This is a genomic window from Streptomyces gobitricini, from assembly GCF_039532985.1.
Lineage (GTDB): Bacteria > Actinomycetota > Actinomycetes > Streptomycetales > Streptomycetaceae > Streptomyces > Streptomyces gobitricini.
Genome location: NZ_BAAASR010000010.1, coordinates 140,129 through 162,419, shown reverse-complemented (window position 1 = coordinate 162,419; position 22,291 = coordinate 140,129). Strand labels below are relative to the sequence as shown.

Sequence of the window (22,291 nt, the reverse complement as noted above, 5' to 3'; positions counted from 1 at the left end):
CTTCCCCGACAGGTGGAGAGGTCAGACGTTGACGCCGTGGGAGCGGAGGTAGGCGACGGGGTCGATGTCCGAGCCGTAGTCGGCGCCCGTACGGGCCTCGAAGTGGAGGTGCGGCCCGGAGGAGTTGCCGGTCGAGCCGGCGAGGCCTATCTGCTGGCCCGGCATCACGGTCTGGCCGGCCGAGACGCTCACGGAGGACAGGTGGCCGTACTGGGTGTACGTGCCGTCGTTCATCCGGATCACGACGTTGTTGCCGTACGCGCCGCCCCAGCCCGCCTCGACGACGGTGCCCGCGCCCACGGAGACCACGCTGGTGCCGGAGGCGGCGTGGAAGTCGATGCCCGTGTGGCTGCCGGAGGACCACATGGCGCCGCCGGTCTGGTAGCCGGTGCTGACGTAGGTGCCGGCGATCGGCAACTGGAAGGCGTTCAGCCGCTTGCGCTCGGCCTCGCGGTCGGCGCGCTCCTTGGCATCGCGGGCCGCCTGCACGCGGATCTCGGCCTTGCGCTTGGCCTCCGCCTCGGCCTTCGCCTGGGCGGCCGCCTTGGCCGCGGTCTCCCGGGCCTCCAGCTCCTGCGCCTCGGCCTGGGCGTCGACCTGCTCGGCGAGGGTGTCCGTGATGACCGCCTGGTTGAGGCCGGTGTCCTCGAGCGCGCCGGGAGCGGCGTCCGGGGCGGCGGCGAGGGCCGGGGAAGCGAGGGTTCCGATGACGCCGGTGGTGGCGAGGGCCGCGACTCCGGCGACGTGCGCGCTCTTGCGGCTCAGACGGCTCGGGGCACGGTGCTTCCCGGTGGCACGGGTGAACGCCATGAAGTGGCTGATCCTTTCCTTCCTTCTCGCCTACCGGGTTAGCTGACGGGTTCGGAGCAGGAAGGTCTCCTACGGGCCCCTCCGCACGGGTGCGAAGGCGTCCGATTCACCCCAGGGACTTCGTGGGTCCCCGGCTCCCCAGGCTCGCGCCTGACGGGGACTCGGCGATGGCTGCCCGGTGCCGCGGATGCGACGGGTACCGGCCGGACAGCGCATCAGACGCTAAGCGGCCGATCTTTCAATCACCAAACAGACACGGTTTTTTGTAGCGCACGCCACAGACCAGACAGTGGATCTCCATAGCAAAGCGGACATATGGAAAGGCCCCGGCACCGGGTGGTGCCGGGGCCCGGGAGAGCGCCCGCCCCTATGGGGAAGCCTCGTCAATCAGCCGGTGACGACCGTCACTTCACCGATCCCGAGCGCCTCGACGGGCTCCTTGATCCGAGCCGCGTCACCCACGAGGACCGTGACCAGACGGTCCGTCGGGAAGGCGCTGACGACCGCCGCGGTGGCCTCCACGGTGCCCGTCTCCGCCAGCCGGGCGTACAGCTGGGCCTGGAAGTCGTCGGGCAGGTGCTGCTCGACCTGGTCGGCGAGGGTGCCCGCCACGGAGGCGGCCGTCTCGTACTTGAGCGGGGCGACGCCCACCAGATTCTGCACGGCCGTCTCGCGCTCGGCGTCGGTCAGGCCCTCGGCGGCGAGAGTGCGCAGCACCTTCCACAGGTCGTCGAGCGCCGGACCGGTGTTGGCCGTGTCGACCGAGCCGCTGATGGCCAGCATCGCGGCGCCGTTGCCCTCGGGGTCGGAGCGCAGCACCTGGCCGAAGGCCCGTACGCCGTAGGTGTAGCCCTTCTCCTCGCGCAGGACCTTGTCCAGGCGGGAGGTGAGGGTGCCGCCCAGGCAGTAGGTGCCCAGCACCTGGGCCGGCCAGACCCGGTCGTGGCGGTCGGCGCCGATGCGGCCGATGAGCAGCTGCGTCTGCACGGCGCCGGGACGGTCCACGATGACGACGCGGCCGGTGTCGTCCGCCGTCACGGGCGGGACGGGACGAGGCTCGGCCGTGTCGCCGGTCCAGGCCCCGAGGGTGTCGGCGAGCACCGCGTCGAGGTCGACGCCGGTGAGGTCGCCGACGACGACCGCGGTGGCGGTGGCGGGGCGTACATGGGCCTCGTAGAAGGCGCGCACGGCCGCGGCGTCGATGCCCGCGACGGTCGCCTCGGTGCCCTGGCGGGGACGCGACATGCGGGAGGTGGCGGGGAACAGCTCCTTGGAGAGCTGCATGGCGGCGCGACGGGCGGGGTTGGCGATCTCGTGCGGGATCTCGTCGAGCCGGTTGCGGACGAGACGCTCGACCTCGCTGTCGGCGAAGGCGGGGGCCCGCAGCGCCTCGGCGACCAGCCCGAGGGCCTTGGAGAGCCGGGAGACCGGCACCTCGAGGGAGACCCGGAGGCCGGGGTGGTCGGCGTGCGCGTCGAGGGTGGCGCCGCAGCGCTCCAGCTCGGCGGCGAACTCCTCCGCCGAGTGCTTGTCGGTGCCCTCGGACAGGGCCCGCGCCATGATCGTGGCGACACCGTCGAGACCCTCGGGCTCGGCCTCCAGCGGGGCGGCGAGGAAGATCTCGACGGCCACGACCTGCTGGCCGGGGCGGTGACAGCGCAGCACGGTCAGGCCGTTGTCGAGGGTGCCGCGGTCGGGCGCGGGGAAGGCCCACGGCCTGGCGGTCCCGGGCCGGGGCTGCGGGTGGAACTCCATGGACGTCAGGGACACAGCGGCGTCGCTCACTGGTCGGCTCCCTCTTCTTCCTGGTCGCTGTGGTCGGTGCCGGTGGGTTCGTAGACCAGCACCGCGCGGTTGTCGGGGCGCAGGCGGGCCTGGGCGACCGCCCGCACCTCCTCGGCGGTGACGTCCAGGACGCGCTGGACAGCGGTCAGGGCGAGCTGCGGGTCGCCGAACAGTACGGCGTACCGGCACAGTTCGTCGGCGCGGCCGGCGACCGTGCCGAGCCGGTCCAGCCACTCGCGCTCCAGCTGGGCCTGGGCACGCTCCATCTCCTCGGGCGTGGGGCCCTCGGCGGCGAACCGGGCCAGCTCCTCGTCGACGGCCGCCTCGATGTCGGGCACCTCCACTCCGCCGGACGTCTTGACGTCCAGCCAGCCGAGCGAGGGCGCGCCGGCCAGGCGCAGCAGGCCGAAGCCGGCCGCCACGGCCGTGCGGTCGCGGCGCACCAGGCGGTTGTGCAGCCGCGACGACTCGCCGCCGCCCAGGACGGTGAGGGCGATGTCGGCGGCGTCGCACTCGCGCGTGCCGTCGTGCGGGAGCCGGTAGGCGGCCATCAGGGCGCGGGCCGGGACCTCCTCCTCGACGACCTCGCGCAGCTGCTCGCCGATGATCTCGGGGAGCGTCCCGTCACGCGGCGGCTGCTTGCCGTCGTGGGACGGGATGGAGCCGAAGTACTTCTCGACCCAGGCGAGCGCCTGCTCGGGGTCGATGTCCCCGACGATCGACAGGACCGCGTTGTTGGGCGCGTAGTACGTACGGAAGAAGTTCCGCGCGTCCTCGAGGGTGGCGGCGTCCAGGTCGGCCATGGAGCCGATCGGGGTGTGGTGGTAGGGGTGGCCCGCGGGGTAGGAGAGGGCGGTCAGCTTCTCGAAGGCGGTGCCGTACGGAACGTTGTCGTACCGCTGGCGGCGCTCGTTCTTGACGACGTCCCGCTGGTTCTCCATGGACTCGTCGTCGAGCGCGGCGAGCAGGGAGCCCATCCGGTCGGCTTCCAGCCACAGCGCCAGCTCGAGCTGATGGGCGGGCATGGTCTCGAAGTAATTGGTGCGCTCGAAGCTGGTCGTACCGTTGAGGGAGCCGCCGGCACCCTGCACCAGCTCGAAGTGGCCGTTGCCCTGGACCTGCTTCGAGCCCTGGAACATCAGGTGCTCGAAGAGGTGGGCGAGACCGGTACGGCCCTCGACCTCGTGGCGTGAGCCGACGTCGTACCAGAGGCAGACCGCGGCGACCGGGGTCAGGTGGTCCTCGGAGAGCACCACGCGCAGGCCGTTGGCCAGGCGGTGCTCGGTCGCTGTCAGGCCGCCGGAGCCGGCCTGGGCTGTGGCCGTGTGACCCATGGGCATGTACGTCCCTTCGATCGCTGTGGAAAAAGTCCGGCTGCGGGTCGCGGCGGACGTCTTCTGCCACTGTATGCAGCTGCCGCGACCTGCTGCGGGACCGCTGTGGAAGTCCTGCCACTGTATGCAAGCGGACTGGCACCCGGCGAAGTTCCCGGATCCTCGTCACGTCCCTCTTCCGGGTCGCGGTCGGCGTTGTCAGTGGGACGGTCCACAATGGTCGGCGTCAGATCAACCTTGTTGGTGAAGGAGCCGCAGCCGCGATGGCCCGCCGCAGCACGAAGACCACGCAGCCCGACGACTTCGAGGAGAGGATCCTCGACATCGACGTCGTCGACGAAATGCAGGGCTCCTTCCTCGAGTACGCGTACTCGGTGATCTACTCCCGGGCCCTGCCCGACGCCCGCGACGGCATGAAGCCGGTGCACCGTCGCATCGTGTACCAGATGAATGAGATGGGGCTGCGCCCCGAGCGCGGTTTCGTGAAGTGCGCCCGGGTCGTCGGCGAGGTGATGGGCAAGCTCCATCCGCACGGTGACGCGTCGATCTACGACGCGCTGGTGCGCATGGCCCAGCCGTTCTCGATGCGCCTGCCGCTGGTGGACGGACACGGCAACTTCGGCTCGCTGGGCAACGACGACCCGCCGGCGGCCATGCGGTACACCGAGTGCCGGATGGCCGACGCGACGTCCCTGATGACGGAGTCCATCGACGAGGACACCGTCGACTTCAACCCGAACTACGACGGGCAGGAGCGCGAACCGGTCGCGCTGCCCGCCGCCTTCCCGAACCTGCTGGTCAACGGCGCGTCCGGGATCGCGGTCGGTATGGCGACCAACATGCCCCCGCACAACCTGGCCGAGGTCATCGCCGCCGCACGCCACCTGATCAGGCACCCGGGGGCCGACCTCGACACCCTGATGCGGTACGTGCCGGGTCCGGACCTGCCGACGGGCGGCCGGATCGTGGGCCTGTCCGGCATCAAGGACGCGTACGAGACGGGCCGCGGCACCTTCAAGATCCGTGCGACGGTGACCGTGGAGAACGTGACGGCGCGCCGCAAGGGCCTGGTCGTCACCGAACTGCCCTTCGCGGTCGGCCCGGAGAAGGTGATCGCGAAGATCAAGGACCTGGTGGCTGCCAAGAAGCTCCAGGGCATCGCGGACGTGAAGGACCTGACCGACCGCGAGCACGGGCTAAGGCTGGTCATCGAGGTGAAGAACGGCTTCATCCCGGAGGCCGTGCTGGAGCAGCTCTACAAGCTGACGCCGATGGAGGAGTCCTTCGGCATCAACAACGTGGCGCTGGTCGACGGGCAGCCGCTCACGCTGGGCCTGAAGGAGCTGCTGGAGGTCTATCTGGACCACCGCTTCGAGGTGGTCCGGCGCCGCAGCGAGTTCCGGCGCGGCAAGAAGCGCGACCGGCTGCACCTGGTCGAGGGCCTGCTCGTGGCGCTGCTGGACATCGACGAGGTCATCCGGGTCATCCGGTCGAGCGACAACTCGGCGCAGGCCAAGGAGCGGCTGATCGAGCGCTTCGCACTGAGCGAGATCCAGACGCAGTACATCCTGGACACCCCGCTGCGCCGGCTCACCAAGTTCGACCGGATCGAGCTGGAGAGCGAGCGCGACCGGCTGAACAGCGAGATCGAGGAGCTGACCCGGATCCTGGAATCGGACGCCGAACTGCGCAAGCTGGTGTCGTCGGAACTGGCGGCGGTCGCCAAGAAGTTCGGTACGGAACGGCGCACCGTCCTGCTGGAGTCGGCGGGCGCTCCGGTCGCGGCGGCGTCCCTGGAGGTCGCGGACGACCCGTGCCGGGTGCTGCTGTCGTCGACGGGTCTGCTGGCCCGTACGGCGAGCGGTGATCCGCTGCCGGACAGTGGCGGCAGGCGCACCAAGCACGACGTGATCGTCTCGGCGGTGCCCGCGACGCAGCGCGGCGAGGTCGGTGTGGTGACGTCGGCCGGGCGGCTGCTGCGGCTGTCGGTGATCGACCTGCCCCAGCTGCCGGACACGGCGTCCGCGCCGAACCTGTCGGGCGGGGCGCAGCTGTCGGAGTTCCTGACGCTGGAGAAGGACGAGGCGGTGATGTGTCTGACGACCCTCGACGAGTCCTCGCCCGGCCTGGCGATCGGCACGCTCCAGGGCGTGGTCAAGCGGGTGGTGCCGGACTATCCGGCGAACAAGGACGAGTTGGAGGTCATCGGCCTCAAGGAGGGCGACCGGATCGTCGGCGCGGCCGAGCTGCGCACGGGTGAGGAGGATCTGGTCTTCATCACCTCCGACGCGCAACTGCTGCGGTTCCCGGCGTCGGCGGTGCGTCCGCAGGGCCGTCCGGCGGGCGGTATGGCCGGTATCAAGCTGGCGGCGGGCGCCGAGGTGATCTCGTTCACGGCGGTCGACCCGGCGGCGGACGCCGTGGTGTTCACCGCCGCCGGTTCGTCCGGCGCGCTGGACCCGACCGCGGCCACGTCGGTGAAGCTCACGCCGTTCGACCAGTACCCGCGCAAGGGCCGCGCCACAGGCGGTGTGCGCTGCCAGCGGTTCCTGAAGGGCGAGGACGCGCTGGTCCTGGGCTGGGCGGGCGCGGCTCCGGCCCGCGCGGCGCAGAAGAACGGCTCCCCGGTGGAGCTCCCGGAGATGGATCCGCGCCGGGACGGTTCGGGCACACCGCTCGTGAAGCAGGTGGAGGTGCTGGCGGGGCCGGCGTCGTAACAGGTCCGCTCGGGGGCGCCCGTCGAGGGCCGGGCGCTTCCGGCGGGCGCTTCCGGCGGTCGGCGGCGACGGGGAGAACGGCTCGGCCGCGCCCGGCGCCCGCGATCGGGCGTCGGCGTCGCCTCGCGTCGGGCGCGGGCACTCCACGAGGGCGTTTCCCGCCTCACGCGGCAGCCGTTCGGCGTGGGTGGGCGGCGTCCCGCGCACGGCCACGGCGCGCCCGGGTGCTGCTCCGCCGTACGCTTCTCGGAAGGGGCCCGGTGCGGAGGACGGACGGTACGGCGAGCGTTCGACGTACCGTCGGCTTTGCCCGGCATGACGCCCCGCGCCGGGACTACGGAACCGCTTCGGCGGGAGCGCCGGCGGGCCCGGAATCGAGCACGGGCCCGGAATCGGGCAAGAGCTCGGAATCAGGCACGGGCTCGGGATCAGGCACGGGCTCGGGCACGTAGCGCAGGACGCCCCACATGCTGTGCTCCTCCGGGACATCCTGCGGGCCGGTGACACGGCAGCCGTGCAGGGCCTCGCGGAGGGCTTCACCGTTGGTCCCCGCGCCGATGAGGACGAGCTGGGTCAGGCGCTGTTCGCCGCGCTGCCAGGGCTCCGGGTAGAAGCGGAGGAACCGGCCGACCGCGTGCAGGGTGTAGCGGTTGGCGGGATCGGCGGCACCGAAATCGACGAATCCCTTGATCCGGTAGAGACCCTCGGGGCGGGAGTCGAGGAGGTCCAGCAGCCTGCGGGGGTGCATCGGCTCGTCGGCGGTGAAGGAGACGGTGTCGTACGCCGCGTGCGGGTGCGCGTCCTCCACGACATGGAGCTCGTCCAGGTCCTCGAAGGTCAGCTGGCGTGGCCCGCCGCCGTCGGTCCGCGCGGCGCGGTCGAAGAGGAACTCGGGATCGACCCTGCCGTACGCGGCGTCGATCACCGCCGCCCGGCCGGCGAGGTCCGCGACCGCCGTGTGGACGCGCCGCAGCTCGTCCGGGCCGACGCGGTCGGCCTTGTTGACGACGACGAGGTCGGCGATGGCCAGGTGCCGGTCGGTCTCGGGGTGCCGTTCGCGGGTGGCGTCGAATTCGGCGGCGTCGACGACCTCGACGAGCCCGCCGTACACGACGCGCTCGTTGTCGCTGGCGAGGATCATCCGCACGAGTTCCTGCGGCTCGGCCAGCCCGCTCGCCTCGATGACGATGACGTCCAGGCGGGAGGAGGGCCGGGTGAGGACCTCCAGGTAGGTGTCGAGCTCGCTCGCGTCGACGGCACAGCACAGGCAGCCGTTACCCAGGGACACGGTCGAGCCGACCTGTCCGGCGACGGTCATGGCGTCGATCTCGATCGAGCCGAAGTCGTTGACCATGACGCCGACGCGGGTCCCTCTGGCACTGCGCAGCAGATGGTTGAGCAGGGTCGTCTTCCCCGACCCCAGGAAGCCCGCGAGGACGACGACGGGGATCTGCTGCATGCTGCTGCTGCTCAAGGGTCACCCTTCTCGGTCGGCTCCGCGCACGGCGGCTTGGCGGCCACCAGGATAGGCGGACCGGACGGGGTCGGTGACGCCCGAAGGCGGGCGCCGTATCGGACATTTCGCACGTGACGCCGGGCATTTGCTCTACGACGGGCCTCGCTTACCGTTCCTGCATGAGCCCCGCGCCGACCTCGCCGCCCTCCCCCGCCACCGTGCCGCCGCCGCGCGGCCCGGCGGGGCGCCGCCGGCGGTTCGGCTGGCCGCGGCGGGTGTTCTCGCAGGTCCTGCTGATGCAGCTGACCATCGTCGTGGGTGTGACGGCGCTGGCCACCGGCCTGTTCCTGGCCCCGCTCAGCGCCCAGCTCGACGACCAGGCGATGCGGCGCGCCCTGGCGATCGCCGGGACGACCGCGTCGAGCGAGGTCGCCGAGGAGCTGACGCGTACGGCCCCGAGCGCCACCGGGCCGGTACAGGCGGAGGCCGAGCGGATCCGGCAGGCCACCGGCGCCGAGTATGTGGTGATCATGAACCGGCGTGGTGTGCGGTGGTCGCACACCGACCCCGCGCAGATCGGCGAGGTCGTCTCCACCGACCCGAGCGAGGCCCTCGCGGGCAGGGACGTGATGGAGATCGACAACGGTACGCTCGGCCGCTCGGCCCGCGGAAAGGTGGCGCTGCGGGACGCGTCGGGCGAGATCGTCGGCGCGGTCTCCGTCGGCATCGCGTACGACAGCGTCCGCGCGCGGCTGCTGGCCGCGATCCCGGGTCTGCTGGCGTACGCGGGCGGGGCCCTCGCCGTGGGTGCCCTGGCCGCGTACCTGATCTCCCGGCGGCTCCAGCGCCGAACCCATGACCTGGCCTTCTCGGACATCTCGGCGCTGCTCGCCGAGCGCGAGGCGATGCTGCACGGCATCCGCGAGGGTGTGGTGGCGCTCGACCGGTTCGGGCGGATCCGGTTGTTGAACGACGAGGCACAGCGGCTGCTGGGCGTGGGCCCGGAGGTGACGGGCCGGCCCCTGGAGGACGTTCTCGGCCGGGGCCGCACGACGGACGTGCTGACCGGCCGGGTGACGGGCGAGGACCTGGTGACCGTACGCGGGCACCGGGTGCTGATCGCCAACCGGATGCCGACGGACGACGGGGGTGCCGTGGCGACGCTGCGCGACCGGACCGAGCTGGAGCGGCTCGGGCGCGAGCTGGACTCCACACGCGGGCTGATCGACGCGCTGCGGGCGCAGGACCACGAGCACGCCAACCGGATGCACACGCTGCTGGGCCTGCTGGAACTGGAGATGCACGAAAAGGCGGTGGAGTTCGTCACCGAAGTGGTGGGCGTGCACCGGGCGACGGCCGAGCAGGTCACCGAGAAGGTCCACGACCCGCTGCTGGCGGCGCTCCTCGTGGGCAAGGCCACCGTGGCGGCGGAGCGTGGCGTCTCGCTGCGCCTGGCCCCGGGCACGTCGCTGCCCGACCGGCTGGTCGACCCTCGTGAGCTGGTGACGGTCGTGGGCAACCTCGTCGACAACGCGGTCGACGCGGCGGCCGGGTCGGCGGAGCCGCTGGTGGAGGTCGAGCTGCGCGCCGAGGGACGTACGGCCGTGCTGCGGGTCACCGACGGCGGGCCCGGCGTTCCGCCCGAGCGGCGGGAGCTGGTGTTCACCGAGGGCTGGTCCACCAAGGAACTCCCCGCTCACGGGGGACGCCGGGGGCTGGGCCTGGCCATGGTGCGCCGCCTGGCGGAGCGCCAGGGCGGAAGCGCCCGGGTCGCCGAGGCCCCCGGCGGCGGTGCCGCGTTCACCGTCGTCCTCCCGGAGGCCCTGACGGACCGCGCGGCGGCTGCCGAGGACGCGGCGGAGCCGAGGCGCGTCGGGGCCGCTCCGGGGCAACGGGGGCGCGGTGAGGGGGCGACCGATGCCGTACCGCCTGCGGCGACGACAGGGCGCTCGGACGCGCGGAGGCCGAGGGGGCTCACCGGGGCTCCGCCGGGCCGGCACGCGGGCGTGCAGGGGCCTTCACGGGGCGCGGGAGCCCCGGACCGCTCGCTCCCGAACGCCGCGCGCCCTCTCCCCGGCGACGCGCGCCCCCTGCCGGTCGACGCGGCCGACCGCCTCACGGGAACTGTGACCGGCCGCCTCCGGGGCGTACCGGAGCCGACACCGCGGGCAGCGGCCGCCGGGCCCGGATGCCCCGGAGGCCCCGTGGCGACCGACGGAACCCGGCCGGCCGCCGCAGCGAACGTTCCCGGGCGGGCCGCGGCGTCCCGGACCGGGCGTCAGGAAGGGGCGCCGGGCGTCGAGAAGACCGACGCTGAGGGCAGGCGGACCGGTCGGGAGGGTGCGCGGTGATCGGCGTGCTGGTCGTGGACGACGACGTACGGGTCGCGCGGATCAACGCCGCGTACGTGGCCAAGGTGCCGGGCTTCGAGGTCGTCGCGCTGGCCCACACCGTGGCGGAGGCGCTCGCCCGGGTCGAGGAGACGCCGGTCGACCTGATCCTGCTCGACCACTACCTCCCGGACGGGAACGGCCTGGCGGTCGTACGCGAACTGCGTAGGCGCGGACACCAGACGGACGTGATCATGGTGACGGCGGCCCGGGACGTGGCCACCGTCCAGGCGGCTCAGCGCCACGGCGCGCTCCAGTACCTGGTGAAGCCGTTCAACTTCGCCGGCCTGCGCCCCAAGCTGGAGGCGTACGCGGCGCTGCGCCGGACACTCGACGGCGGGGGCGAGGCCGAGCAGGCGGAGGTGGACCGGATCTTCGGCGCCCTGTCGGTGGCCTCCGGAGCGCCGGACCTGCCCAAGGGCCACTCCCCCACCACGGCCGAGCTGGTGCGCCAGGTACTGCTCGCCGCCGACGGCCCGCTGTCCGCACAGGAGATCGCGGAACGGGCGGGAGTGAGCCGGCAGACGGCGCAGCGGTACCTGAAGCTGCTGGAACGGGGCGGCCGGGTGCGTCTGTCGCTGAGGTACGGCGAGACCGGCCGGCCGGAACACCGCTACGCCTGGGCGGCCTCGTCCTGAGGTGGCCGCCCCGGACCGCCCTCTACGCCGCGCCCGCGCCCGTCAGCGCCCGTACCTCCGTCTCGGCGTGCCTCGCCTCGTCCGGAGGCTCCGGTGAGGTGACCGTGCCGAGCCAGCCGGCGAGGAAGCCCAGCGGGATGGAGACCACGCCGGGGTTCTGCAGCGGGAACAGGTGGAAGTCCACACCGGGGAACAGCGCCTCGGGGCTGCCCGACACGACCGGCGAGAACAGCACCAGCAGCACCGCCGGGACGAGTCCCCCGTACACCGACCAGACCGCCCCGCGCGTGGTGAAGTTCCGCCAGAACAGGGAGTAGAGCAGCACCGGCAGGTTCGCGGAGGCGGCGACCGCGAAGGCGAGCCCGACCAGGAAGGCCACGTTCAGGTCCCGGGCCAGCAGCCCGAGAGCGATCGCGACCGCGCCGACGCCGACGGCCGCCACCCGCGCCACGGCCACCTCTCCGAACCGCCGTTTCCCGTGCGGCCGCTTCAGCGAGGCGTAGAGGTCGTGGGCGACCGACACCGACGAGGCCAGGGTGATGCCCGCGACGACGGCCAGGATGGTCGCGAAGGCCACCGCCGCGACCACAGCGAACAGCACCGCTCCCCCGGTCGTGCCGGCGCCCCCGCCGAGGTCGAGGGCGAGCAGCGGCACGGCCGTGTTGCCCGCGGCGTTCGACGCCCGGACCTCCTCGGTACCGACGATCGCGGCGGCACCGAAGCCCAGCACGATGGTCATCAGGTAGAAGCTGCCGATGAGGCCGATGGCCCAGACGACCGAGCGGCGGGCGGCCCGCGCGGTGGGCACGGTGTAGAAGCGGGACAGGATGTGCGGCAGCCCGGCGGTGCCGAGGACCAGCCCCAGGCCGAGGCTGATGAAGTCCAGCCGCGCGATCCAGTCCCCGCCGTACTTGAGCCCGGGTGAGAGGAAGTCCTTGCCGTGGCCGCTGCGTTCCGCCGCGGCGGTGAGCAACTGGTTCGCGTCCCCGTGGAAGCGCAGCAGGACGAGCACGGTGAGCACGACGGCACCCGCCATCAGCAGTACGGCCTTGACGATCTGGATCCAGGTGGTGGCTCGCATCCCTCCCAACGACACGTAGATCACCATCAGTGCGCCCACGCCGATCACGGTCCAGGAGCGCGCGGCCGCGCTCGTACCGCCCAGGAGCAGCGCGACCAGGCTGCCGGCCCCCACCATCTGCGCCACCAGGTAGAGAACGGACACCGTCACCGAGGACGTTCCCGCCGCGATCCGCACCGGCCGCTCGCGCATCCGTGCCGCGACCACGTCGGCGAGGGTGAAGCGCCCGCAGTTGCGGACGAGTTCGGCGACCAGGAACAGCACGACCAGCCAGGCCACCAGGAAGCCGACCGAGTAGAGCATCCCGTCGTAGCCGAAAAGCGCGATCAGGCCGGAGATGCCGAGGAAGGACGCGGCGGACATGTAGTCGCCGGCGATCGCGAAGCCGTTCTCCATAGGCGAGAACAACCGCCCTCCGGTGTAGAACTCCTCCGTCGATCCGCGCCGGTGGCGGCTCACCCAGGTGGTGATCGCCAGGGTGCCCGCGATGAACGCGCTGAACAGCAGGAGCGCGAGGGCCTGGTGGTCTCCGGTCAACGCTCGGCCGCCCCTCGCGTCAGCTCCTGGGTGTCCCAGCGCAGATCGAGCGCGGCGCGGTCGCGGTGCAACCGGGCATGGCGTGCGTACGCCCAGGTCAGGCCGAAGGTGGTGAGGAACTGGCCGAGCCCCGCGACCATCGCCACGTTCACCGCCCCGGCCACGGGACGGGACATCAGCTGCGGAGCCGTGGTCGCCGCCACCACATAGGCCAGGTACCAGGCGAGAAAGGCCAGGGCGGCCGGCACGACGAAGCCCCGGTAGCGGGCGCGAACCTCCTGGAAGGCGGCGCTGCGCTGCACCTCCAGGTAGATGTCGGCCGCGGCGCGCTGCTCCCGCGGTGGCCGGGCGGGGCCGGTCGCCGCCGGCGCCCCTTCGCCGCCGCCCTCGCCCCAGCCGGAGGCCAGTGCGTCGTACCACGGGTCATCGATCCGCACGGTCGCGGCATCGAGTCCTTCCCTGTTCTCCACCGGTCAACTCTCCTTGTCGGCGAACCGTTTCGGCCGCGTGCACAAGGATGGGCAGACCGGGTGGATCCCGGACTCTTCTCTCCACCCACTTCACTCCATCAGGTGACGTGGACGCCCGATGCCCCGACTCCGTCCGCTATGGGGAGCCGGGGCATCGGGGAGGCGGATCAGGCGTCGATGCGGGAGCGGTCCAGAGTCGCGGCGGAGCTGGTGATGAACTCCTTGCGCGGTGCCACGTCGTTGCCCATCAGCAGGTCGAAGACCTGCTCCGCGCCTTCCAGGTCACCGATGTTGATCCGGCGCAGGGTCCGGTGCCTGGGGTCCATCGTGGTCTCCGCGAGCTGGTCGGCGTCCATCTCGCCCAGGCCCTTGTAGCGCTGGATGGAGTCCTTGTACCGGACACCCTTGCGCTGGAACTCCAGCAGCGTCTGCCGCAGCTCGTTGTCCGAGTACGTGTACACGTACTTGTCCTGGCCCTTCTTGGGCTGGATGAGCTCGATGCGGTGCAGGGGCGGTACGGCGGCGAAAACCCGGCCCGCCTCCACCATCGGCCTCATATAGCGCTGGAAGAGCGTCAGCAGCAGGCAGCGGATGTGCGCGCCGTCGACGTCGGCGTCCACAAGCAGGACGATCTTGCCGTACCGGGCGGCGTCGATGTCGAAGGTCCGGCCGGAACCGGCTCCTATGACCTGGATGATCGCGCCGCACTCGGCGTTCTTCAGCATGTCCGACACGGACGACTTCTGGACGTTGAGGATCTTGCCGCGGATCGGCAGCAGGGCCTGGAACTCGCTGTTCCGGGCGAGCTTGGCCGTGCCGAGGGCGGAGTCGCCCTCGACGATGAAGAGCTCGCTGCGCTCCACGTCGTCGCTGCGGCAGTCGGCCAGCTTGGCGGGCAGCGAGGAGGACTCCAGGGCCGTCTTGCGACGCTGCGCCTCCTTGTGCTGACGGGCCGCGATCCGCGTACGAGCGGCGGCGACGGCCTTCTCCAGCACCGCGCGGGCCTGGGCCTTGGCGTCGCGCTTGGTGGAGGTCAGGAAGGCCTTCAGCTCCTTGGCGACCACGTTGGCGACGATCCGGTTCGCCGCCGACGTACCGAGGACCTCCTTGGTCTGGCCCTCGAACTGCGGCTCGGCGAGCCGCACCGTCACCACGGCGGTGAGGCCCTCCAGGGCGTCGTCCTTGACGATGTCGTCCTCGGCGACGCGCAGCAGCTTCGCGGAGCGCAGCACCTCGTTCACCGTCTTGGTGATCGCTCGCTCGAAGCCGCTGACATGGGTGCCGCCCTTGGGGGTGGCGATGATGTTCACGAACGACTTGATCGTCGAGTCGTACCCCGTCCCCCAGCGCAGCGCGACGTCGACGCCGAGCTCGCGGGTGACCTCGGTGGGGGTCATGTGCCCGCGCTCGTCGAGGACGGGCACGGTCTCCTTGAAGGTGCCCTGGCCGGTCAGCCGCAGCACGTCGCACACGGCCTTGTCCTGCGCCAGGTACTCGCAGAACTCGCTGATGCCGCCGTCGAAGCGGAACGTCTCCTCGCTCTTGCCCTCGCCCTCGAGGTCGCGCTCGTCCCGTACGACGATGGTGAGCCCGGGGACCAGGAAGGCGGTCTGGCGGGCGCGCTGATGGAGGTGCTCCAGGGAGAGCTTGGCGTCCTTGAGGAAGATCTGGCGGTCCGCCCAGTACCGGACACGGGTGCCGGTGCGGGCCTTGGGGACACGCTTGGTCTTGCGCAGCCCGTTGCCGGGGTCGAACGGGGCGTCCGGGCCGGACTCGGTGAAGATCCCCGGCACGCCGCGGCGGAAGCTGATGGCGTGCGTGGAGCTGCTGCGGTCGACCTCGACGTCGAGCCGGGACGACAGCGCGTTCACCACGGAGGCGCCCACGCCGTGCAGACCGCCGGACGCGGCGTACGAACCGCCGCCGAACTTGCCGCCGGCGTGCAGCTTGGTCATGACGACCTCGACGCCCGAGAGGCCGGTCTTGGGCTCGACGTCGACGGGGATGCCACGGCCGTTGTCCCGGACCTCCACGGAGCTGTCGGCGTGGAGGATCACCTCGATGTGGTCGCAGTAGCCGCCGAGAGCCTCGTCGACGGAGTTGTCGATGATCTCCCAGAGGCAGTGCATCAGGCCACGGCTGTCGGTGGACCCGATGTACATACCAGGCCGCTTGCGAACCGCCTCGAGCCCTTCAAGGACGAGCAGGTGCCGCGCGGTGTAGTTGGAACCGTCACGGTCTGCGGTCAGCAGCGCACTGGACGGCACGGACGTATCGGCGGTCACGCGGTTCGCTCCTCGCTGAATTTGGATGGTGGCCTGTGGGGGTAAAGGCCCGGCGTCTGTCACCGGTCAGAGGGTACAGAGGCCTGGTAGAGCCGTTGTAACGCCACCCACGTGAAAACTCATGCTAGTCCAGAGTCGCAAGGATGTTCGATCCCTCGATGGAGTGACGTGGACATCACGTTCCCTTCCAGGCATGAACCATTTAGGCTCCGGGCACGTCCTCATGAACAACCGGCATCCGCCGGGAGGGCTGAACGAGACTGAACGAGACAAGCAACGCGAAACCCGTAGAGCACAGCAATACGGCTCATTCGCCGCCAACCGGTAGCAGACAGCCTCCTTGGAGAAACTTTCAAGGAAAAGCCACGAGCGGGAACGTTTTCGGCCTGGTTGGATGTTGACCCTGGTACGACAGCTCGTCGAGCTAGAGAAGAGGCGACGTGACTACTGTTCTGACCCCCGCGAGCCCGCTGACGGCCGCCGACCGCTGCGACCGCTGCGGCGCCCAGGCATATCTGCGCGTCGTGCTGACCAGCGGTGGCGAACTGCTCTTCTGCGCCCACCACGGGCGCAAGTTCGAGCCGGAACTCAAGAAGATCGCCGCTGAGATACAGGATGAGACGGACCGGCTCACCACCGTGCCGACCGCGGTCGATGAGGATCGCTGACACTCGCATCCACGACGAGCCAGGGGCCGGTCCCGACCGGCCGACGGGCGACCATCCCCACCAGGGGATGGTCGCCCGTTCTCATACCGTTGCCGGGTGCCCTCGCGCTGTCACGGCCGCGCGCACTCTGTCACGGCCGCCCGCTTCCTCATGCGAGGCCCGGGGCAGTCACCGGACCGTCGCCCGCCGGGGGGCGGCCGGGATACTGCTTGCCCCCTCGCCCGGCCTGCGGCCGGCCGGCCGGACGGGTCCGCCCACGCCCGGTGTTCCGCTCTCAGAGGGGCGGCAGGACGGCTGAGATCCTCGTGTAGACCCCCGGGCTGCCCGGCTCCCCGCAGCCACTCCCCCAGGACACCAGTCCGATGAGCCGCCCACGCGCGACCAGCGGCCCGCCACTGTCCCCCTGACAGGCGTCCCGGCCGCCCTCGGGATCCCCCGCGCAGAGCATGGTGGCCGGCAGGTACCCACCGCCGCCCGCCTCCGCCGGATACGCGCGTGCGCAGACCTCGTCGGGCAGCACACTCACGCTCGCCGCGCGCAGCGTGTACGCGTACGAGCCGCCGCCCGTCGTGTCGCCCCAGCCGTACACCGCGGCGCTCGTCCCGGGCCGATAGGCCGGGTCGCCCCGGCGGGCCGGCTGGATGACGTACGAGCGGGGCAGCGCGCTCGCCAGCGTGAGCACGGCCAGGTCGCCGGACTGGGTGTCCGCGTCGTACTGGGGACTGATCCACGCGCCGGTCACCGGAATCTCCCGCCCGCCCGCGTCCCGCAGCTCCGTGCGGCCCGCGATGACTTTGAGGTCGCTCAGCTCCCTGGCGTCCGTACCGAGCACCGTCGGCCCCAGACAGTGCGCGGCGGTCACCACTTTCGTGGGCGCGACGACCACACCGCCGCAGAACTGCCCCGCCCGCGTACCCCCGAACCGGTCACGGCTGGAGAGGGCCACGGCCCAGGGACTGTCGGAGGCGCGCACCGGTTCTCCTCCGACGACGACGCTGTCGGCGGCAGCGGGCGCGGGCGTACTGAGCGGCAGGACGGCCGTGGCCACGAGGGCGGCCACGGCCGCGGTCCGCTTCCGGCTGATGGGACGACGCATGCGGTCTCCTGACTCTCCGGTGAACCAGCTTCACCCAGAGTCGACCAGTGCGCCGCGGCCCGCACCCCAACGGCGTGTCCACGCCGCCCATGCCGGAGGGCCCGGCTCCCTTGCGGGATCCGGGCCCTCCGCCTTGTACGACCGTACGACCGTGCGACCTCAGTCGAGGTAGTCGCGCAGCACCTGCGAGCGGGACGGGTGACGCAGCTTGGACATGGTCTTGGACTCGATCTGGCGGATCCGCTCACGGGTCACGCCATAGACCTTGCCGATCTCGTCCAGCGTCTTCGGCTGGCCGTCGGTCAGGCCGAAGCGCATGGACACGACGCCGGCCTCACGCTCGGACAGCGTGTCGAGCACCGAGTGGAGCTGCTCCTGCAGCAGCGTGAAGCTGACCGCGTCGGCCGGCACGACCGCCTCGGAGTCCTCGATCAGGTCACCGAACTCGCTGTCGCCGTCCTCGCCCAGCGGGGTGTGCAGCGAGATGGGCTCACGGCCGTACTTCTGGACCTCGATGACCTTCTCAGGGGTCATGTCGAGCTCCTTGGCCAGCTCCTCCGGGGTGGGCTCGCGGCCCAGGTCCTGGAGCATCTGACGCTGGACGCGCGCGAGCTTGTTGATGACCTCGACCATGTGCACCGGGATACGGATGGTGCGGGCCTGGTCGGCCATGGCGCGAGTGATCGCCTGACGGATCCACCAGGTGGCGTACGTGGAGAACTTGTAGCCCTTGGTGTAGTCGAACTTCTCGACCGCGCGGATCAGACCCAGGTTGCCCTCCTGGATCAGGTCCAGGAAGAGCATGCCGCGACCGGTGTAGCGCTTGGCCAGGGAGACCACGAGACGGAGGTTGGCCTCCAGCAGGTGGTTCTTGGCGCGGCGGCCGTCCTCGGCGATGATCTCCAGCTCGCGCTTGAGCTTCGGCGCCAGCTTGTCGGAGTTCGCCAGCTTGTCCTCGGCGAAGAGTCCGGCCTCGATGCGCTTGGCGAGCTCGACCTCCTGCTCGGCGTTGAGGAGCGGGACCTTGCCGATCTGCTTCAGGTAGTCCTTGACCGGGTCGGCGGTGGCACCGGCGACGGCGACCTGCTGCGCGGGCGCGTCGTCCTCGTCCTCGTCCGAGAGCACGAAGCCCTTGTTCTCGCCCTCGGCCTCCTCTTCCTCGCCCTTGCCGGGCGCGACGTCCTCGAGCAGCTCCTCGCCCTCGACGACCTCGTCGGCGTCCTTCTTGGCCGTGGTCTTCTTGGCGGCGGTCTTCTTGGCGGCGGTCTTCTTCACCGCCGTCTTCTTGGCGGCGGTCTTCTTGGCCGCCGCCTTCTTGGCAGGGGTACCCGCCTCGTCGGCCGGCGCGTCCGCGCTCTCGGCCGCCGGGGCCGCGGCGGCCGCGACGGACTTCGTCACGGTCGTCTTGGCGGTGACGGCCTTGGTGGCGGTGCGCTTTGCCGGGCTCTTCGCTGCGACGCTCTTGCGGGTGCGCTTCGGCGACTCCGCTGCACTGACCATCAGCGTCACACCCTCTTCCTCGAGGATCTGATTGAGGCTGCGCAGAACATTCTTCCACTGGGTTGGCGGAATCTGGTCAGCTTCGAAGGCCCGACGCACGTCGTCGCCGGCGATCTGCCCATCAGCCTTTCCCCGCTCGATGAGCGCCATCACAGACTCGGACTCGGCGATCTCCGGCGGGAGCGTACGGGATGTGCTGGCCGACACGAACAACCTCTCGGAACGATGGAAACGGCTTCCGGCCCCGCCCATGATCGGGCCGGAGCCGACGACCGTCGGCTGGGGATGTGCCGACGACGCGGGCTGAACCTCGGAGGTGCACAGCGCCGTGAACGGCGGCTGTATTCCCTCCTCGGCTGTCACCTCTTAGGTCATCGCAGGGCTTCGAGGAGCGTTACGCCCAATTCGCGTGGCCCGAGTCACACCCCGTATGCGTCCAAATACCCCCAGACCGGGAGGTCACCCCCTATCGCGCCACCGAATCCCGCCTTCCGAGCCCGGCGCCGACTGCCGCCGGGGGCCTCCGGGCGCGCCGGGCCCCTGGGAAGGGTGCCCGGGGCCCGGCGTCATACGCCGCGTGCGCGAGGGTGAACGCCCTGGGGCCGTGGGGCGGCTCAGTGCTCGCGCGGGGCGGGAACGACCCGCTCCACCTCAGGGTGGACCGTCAGCAGTTGGCGCATGGCGGCCTCGGCGGCCGGTCCGTCGCCGGCGGCCAGGGCGTCGACGATGCGCGCGTGGTGGGCGAGGCAGGCCTCGCTGGGGCGGTCGCAGCTGATCGTCGGAGAGCCGGACACCTGGAGGGCCGCCGAGACGATGCCGGAGAGATGCTCGAGCATCCGGTTGTTCGCGAGCTGGATCAACAGGTTGTGGAATTCCGCGTCGGCGCGGGAGAAGGTGATCGCGTCACCCTGTGCAAAGGCGTGGCCCATGATCTCGACCATGTCGCCCAGGCGCTGCTGGACGTCCTCGCGGCCGTGCCCGGCCGCGAGACGCGCCGCCAGCGGCTCGATCGTCCAGCGCAGCTCGCCGAGCTCCCGGCGCTGGTCCTCACGCTGGGGGCCGAACGCCCGCCATTCGATGATGTCGGGGTCGAGCAGATTCCAGTCGCTGACCGGGCGGACCCGGGTGCCGACGTTCGGGCGGGCGCTGACCAGGCCCTTGGCCTCGAGGACGCGGAGCGATTCGCGCACCACGGTACGGGAGACCTCGAACCGCTGACCGATCTCCTCGGGTACGAGCGGCCGGTCGGCGCCGAGGTCGCCGGAGACGATCATCTGGCCGAGCTGCTGGACGAGTTGGCCGTGCAGTCCGCGGCCGCGACTGCCGCCCGCCCGCCGGCCCACCCGGCCCAGCTCCGTCTCGGCGCCGTCCCAGGAGGGAAGCCCGACGCGGTCGGCGACGGGAGCCTCCGGGTAGGCGTAGCGGTCCAGTCCGCCCGGGGCCGTGAGGCCGGTCTCCACGGGGCGGGCGGCGGTCATCATGGTGTGCGCAAGGGTACTCACGCATCCTTTGTCGGCGTCGCTTCCACGACCCTTGAGGTCTTTGGTGAAAAGCACACGAAAGGGTGATCGGCGCCTGCTCTCCAATTGACGCCTTATCGGAAGGAACCGGGCAATTTCCAAGTGAGTTGTGACCGTTTGAAGCGCTGTGGTCACCGCTCGGTCACCATCGGGCGCACAACGGGCTACCAGCGCGCCCGACGGCGCAGTCCGGTGAACAGATAAGCGCACGTAAGCGCTGTCACGGCCAACACCAGCGCGGTCCCCACCGGTTGAGCGACCACGCGCGCCGCCGCCAGGAGCCAGCGGTCCGCCTCGTAGGGCCACTGGGCCCAGGACAGTTCGCGCAGCCGGGCGGGGAGTCCGGCGATCGAACGAACGGAGGGCCCCACCAGCACCTTCTGCGCCAGAGGCGCGATCACGACCGGCACGGCGAGCACGGCGGCGACTCCCGCCATGGTCGCCCGGAAGACCCCGGCCGCAAGGAGTCCGGCCCAGGCGCACCCCACCGACAGGGCGGCCCAACCGGCGCAGAGCGCCGGCCAGTTCCCGGGTACGGGGATCGCGTCGCCGCCGTAGATGAGGCGGAGTGCCGCCAGGTCGACGACCGCGACGAGGAGGGCGAGCAGCAGGGCGGTGACGGCGGTGACGGCGAGCTTGGCGAGGAGCAGGCCCAGGCGACGCGGGACGGTGCCCGCGCCGGAGGAGAGAACCGGGTGGCGGTACTCGTCGCCGAAGGACAGCGCGCCCAGCAGACCGGCCCCCAGGGCGGCGGGCGGCAGCGGAAGGAGGCCGGGCCAGGCGGCCAGTACGGCGGGCAGGGGGGTGCCGCTCGAGCGGGCGAGGAACGCGGCGAGGACGACGGACGTGACGAGGACGGCGGCGGCGGTCACGTGGGGGGTGGGCACACCGAGCAGGCGGCACAGCTCGTACCGGAGCGGGCGGAGGGGGCTGCGGACCGGCCTCACCACGAGCGGCGGCGGGAGTGGGCTCCCGTGCGGATGTGGATGCGGATCTGCATGCGGACGCGGATGGGGCGGTGGGTGCGGGGCTTCGGTCGGGGGACTGGACTCCGGCAGGGGTACGGGGGCCGGCGCGGACGCCTCCGAGGGGCCGGGGGCCGGGGCGGTGGTGTGCACGGGTTCCGGAGCCGTGTCGCCGACCTCGTCGGCGAGTTGGTGGAGGAGCACGCCGTGGCGGAAGGCGGTCTCCCCGATCTCGGCACAGTCACTGCCGTAGACGCACAGCCGGTTGCCCTCCTCCGTGACCACTTCGACTGAGCGCTGCGCGGCGCGCGCCTCCCGGCTGACGAGGGCGGCGAGACGGGCGGCGTGGGGTGTACGGACGGCGACGCGGGGCCGCAGTCTGGTACGGGCGAAGGCCGTCGCGTCCTGGTCGGCCACCAACCTTCCGCCGCTGATGGTGACGACGTGGTCGGCCGTGCGGGCGGCCTCCTTGGCGTCGTCGGTGGTGTAGAGCACGGTCCCGCCGTGGGCGGCGTGGGCCCGCAGCAGGCTGAACAGCCAGCTGTTCTCGCGGGGCGAGAGGCCGGCGGCCGGTGCGTCGAGCAACAGGGTGTGCGGGTCGCCCAACAGGGAGGCGGCGAGGCCGAGTCGGCGCTCCATCCCGAGGGAGAGGGTGCCGAGCCGCTGATCGCGCAGACCGGCGAGGCCGACGATGTCGAGCATGGCGTCGGCGCGGGAGGCGGGGACACCGGCGGCGGCGCACAGCATGCGCAGCTGGCCGCGGCAGGTCCGCCCGGGGTGGCCGGGCACGTCGCCGAGGAGCACGCCGACCTCGCGGGCGGGATGGGCGATGCGGTGGAGGGGGCGGCCGCGGAAGTAGGTGACCCCGCGGCCGGGTTCGAGTTCGAGCATCATGCGCAGGGCGGTGGTCTTGCCCGAGCCGGTGGCGCCGAGCAGTGCGGTGACGCTGCCGGGCCGGGCCTCGAAGGTCAGATCGTCCACGGCGGGCGGACGGTCTCGGCGGGGGGTGCTGGTCAGTCCGATTGCCTGGAGCATCGCT

15 protein-coding genes, 1 pseudogene and 1 riboswitch are annotated in these 22,291 nt (G+C 71.6%); of the genes and pseudogenes, 5 read left to right on the top strand and 11 right to left on the bottom strand.

Going from position 1 to position 22,291, the window contains the following annotated elements; all coding sequences use genetic code 11:
- Window positions 1–21: 21 nt before the first annotated feature.
- The 3 genes from ABD347_RS09475 to ABD347_RS09465 form a co-directional block, all read right to left on the bottom strand.
- Window positions 22–810 (bottom strand): M23 family metallopeptidase, encoded by a 789-nt coding sequence (locus ABD347_RS09475; protein ID WP_344358922.1) that lies wholly within the window; start codon window positions 808–810, stop codon window positions 22–24.
- 13 nt (window positions 811–823) lie between these two features.
- Window positions 824–987, bottom strand: a riboswitch (cyclic di-AMP (ydaO/yuaA leader).
- A 210-nt stretch (window positions 988–1,197) separates the two neighbouring features.
- Window positions 1,198–2,565 carry a M16 family metallopeptidase gene (locus ABD347_RS09470; RefSeq protein ID WP_344358964.1) on the bottom strand — a complete coding sequence of 456 codons (1,368 nt, stop codon included), beginning with the start codon at window positions 2,563–2,565 and terminating at the stop codon, window positions 1,198–1,200.
- A 26-nt stretch (window positions 2,566–2,591) separates the two neighbouring features.
- On the bottom strand, window positions 2,592–3,929 hold the full coding sequence (locus tag ABD347_RS09465; protein ID WP_344358961.1) for a M16 family metallopeptidase: 1,338 nt from the start codon (window positions 3,927–3,929) through the stop codon (window positions 2,592–2,594).
- A gap of 263 nt (window positions 3,930–4,192) precedes the next feature.
- Between ABD347_RS09465 and ABD347_RS09460 the strand changes: the two genes are divergently transcribed.
- Window positions 4,193–6,646: a DNA gyrase/topoisomerase IV subunit A gene (locus ABD347_RS09460; RefSeq protein ID WP_344358919.1), complete on the top strand. Its 2,454-nt coding sequence runs from the start codon at window positions 4,193–4,195 to the stop codon at window positions 6,644–6,646.
- A 334-nt stretch (window positions 6,647–6,980) separates the two neighbouring features.
- Here ABD347_RS09460 and ABD347_RS09455 read toward each other — a convergent pair whose 3' ends face one another.
- Complete coding sequence (locus ABD347_RS09455) at window positions 6,981–8,105, bottom strand: CobW family GTP-binding protein (protein ID WP_344358959.1); 1,125 nt, start codon at window positions 8,103–8,105, stop codon at window positions 6,981–6,983.
- 176 nt (window positions 8,106–8,281) lie between these two features.
- Here ABD347_RS09455 and ABD347_RS09450 point away from each other — a divergent pair.
- Together ABD347_RS09450 and ABD347_RS09445 are read left to right on the top strand one after the other, a co-directional pair.
- Window positions 8,282–9,955: pseudogene (locus ABD347_RS09450) on the top strand (sensor histidine kinase); the annotation flags it as partial.
- A 494-nt stretch (window positions 9,956–10,449) separates the two neighbouring features.
- Complete coding sequence (locus ABD347_RS09445) at window positions 10,450–11,130, top strand: DUF7342 family protein (RefSeq protein WP_344358917.1); 681 nt, start codon at window positions 10,450–10,452, stop codon at window positions 11,128–11,130.
- Window positions 11,131–11,152: 22 nt separating this feature from the next.
- Here ABD347_RS09445 and ABD347_RS09440 read toward each other — a convergent pair whose 3' ends face one another.
- The 3 genes from ABD347_RS09440 to ABD347_RS09430 form a co-directional block, all read right to left on the bottom strand.
- Complete coding sequence (locus tag ABD347_RS09440; protein ID WP_344358914.1) at window positions 11,153–12,748, bottom strand: solute symporter family protein; 1,596 nt, start codon at window positions 12,746–12,748, stop codon at window positions 11,153–11,155.
- A complete protein-coding gene (locus tag ABD347_RS09435) occupies window positions 12,745–13,218 on the bottom strand; it encodes a DUF485 domain-containing protein (RefSeq protein ID WP_344358911.1) in 474 nt (157 codons plus the stop codon). Before ABD347_RS09435 ends, ABD347_RS09440 begins: the two co-directional genes overlap by 4 nt.
- A gap of 167 nt (window positions 13,219–13,385) precedes the next feature.
- Complete coding sequence (locus ABD347_RS09430; protein WP_344358908.1) at window positions 13,386–15,503, bottom strand: DNA gyrase/topoisomerase IV subunit B; 2,118 nt, start codon at window positions 15,501–15,503, stop codon at window positions 13,386–13,388.
- A 440-nt stretch (window positions 15,504–15,943) separates the two neighbouring features.
- Between ABD347_RS09430 and ABD347_RS09425 the strand changes: the two genes are divergently transcribed.
- Window positions 15,944–16,171 carry a DUF7455 domain-containing protein gene (locus ABD347_RS09425; protein WP_064071505.1) on the top strand — a complete coding sequence of 76 codons (228 nt, stop codon included), beginning with the start codon at window positions 15,944–15,946 and terminating at the stop codon, window positions 16,169–16,171.
- 274 nt (window positions 16,172–16,445) lie between these two features.
- Here the strand turns inward: ABD347_RS09425 and ABD347_RS09420 are convergent, their stop codons facing one another.
- Together ABD347_RS09420 and ABD347_RS09415 are read right to left on the bottom strand one after the other, a co-directional pair.
- The gene (locus ABD347_RS09420) at window positions 16,446–17,267 is read right to left on the bottom strand and encodes a serine protease (RefSeq protein WP_344358903.1); all 822 of its coding nucleotides are present in this window, start codon (window positions 17,265–17,267) and stop codon (window positions 16,446–16,448) included.
- Between the two features lie 159 nt (window positions 17,268–17,426).
- The gene (locus ABD347_RS09415) at window positions 17,427–18,974 is read right to left on the bottom strand and encodes an RNA polymerase sigma factor (protein WP_344358901.1); all 1,548 of its coding nucleotides are present in this window, start codon (window positions 18,972–18,974) and stop codon (window positions 17,427–17,429) included.
- Between ABD347_RS09415 and ABD347_RS09410 the strand changes: the two genes are divergently transcribed.
- Window positions 18,907–19,074: a hypothetical protein gene (locus ABD347_RS09410; RefSeq protein ID WP_179166852.1), complete on the top strand. Its 168-nt coding sequence runs from the start codon at window positions 18,907–18,909 to the stop codon at window positions 19,072–19,074. The two genes, ABD347_RS09415 and ABD347_RS09410, sit on opposite strands and share 68 nt — an antisense overlap.
- Before the next feature lie 307 nt (window positions 19,075–19,381).
- Here the strand turns inward: ABD347_RS09410 and ABD347_RS09405 are convergent, their stop codons facing one another.
- Together ABD347_RS09405 and ABD347_RS09400 are read right to left on the bottom strand one after the other, a co-directional pair.
- On the bottom strand, window positions 19,382–20,323 hold the full coding sequence (locus ABD347_RS09405; protein ID WP_344358898.1) for a FadR/GntR family transcriptional regulator: 942 nt from the start codon (window positions 20,321–20,323) through the stop codon (window positions 19,382–19,384).
- Between the two features lie 128 nt (window positions 20,324–20,451).
- Window positions 20,452–22,287: an ATP-binding cassette domain-containing protein gene (locus ABD347_RS09400; protein ID WP_344358896.1), complete on the bottom strand. Its 1,836-nt coding sequence runs from the start codon at window positions 22,285–22,287 to the stop codon at window positions 20,452–20,454.
- Between the last annotated feature and the right edge of the window lie 4 nt (window positions 22,288–22,291).

Bases quoted from the DNA above. Each gene is read 5' to 3' on its own strand.
- ABD347_RS09460 (WP_344358919.1), top strand. From the start codon at position 4,193: ATGGCCCGCCGCAGCACGAAGACCACGCAGCCCGACGACTTCGAGGAG.
- ABD347_RS09420 (WP_344358903.1), bottom strand. From the start codon at position 17,267: ATGCGTCGTCCCATCAGCCGGAAGCGGACCGCGGCCGTGGCCGCCCTC.
- ABD347_RS09410 (WP_179166852.1), top strand. From the start codon at position 18,907: ATGAGCGCCATCACAGACTCGGACTCGGCGATCTCCGGCGGGAGCGTA.
- ABD347_RS09475 (WP_344358922.1), bottom strand. From the start codon at position 810: ATGGCGTTCACCCGTGCCACCGGGAAGCACCGTGCCCCGAGCCGTCTG.
- ABD347_RS09470 (WP_344358964.1), bottom strand. From the start codon at position 2,565: ATGGAGTTCCACCCGCAGCCCCGGCCCGGGACCGCCAGGCCGTGGGCC.
- ABD347_RS09400 (WP_344358896.1), bottom strand. From the start codon at position 22,287: ATGCTCCAGGCAATCGGACTGACCAGCACCCCCCGCCGAGACCGTCCG.
- ABD347_RS09465 (WP_344358961.1), bottom strand. From the start codon at position 3,929: ATGGGTCACACGGCCACAGCCCAGGCCGGCTCCGGCGGCCTGACAGCG.
- ABD347_RS09455 (WP_344358959.1), bottom strand. From the start codon at position 8,105: ATGCAGCAGATCCCCGTCGTCGTCCTCGCGGGCTTCCTGGGGTCGGGG.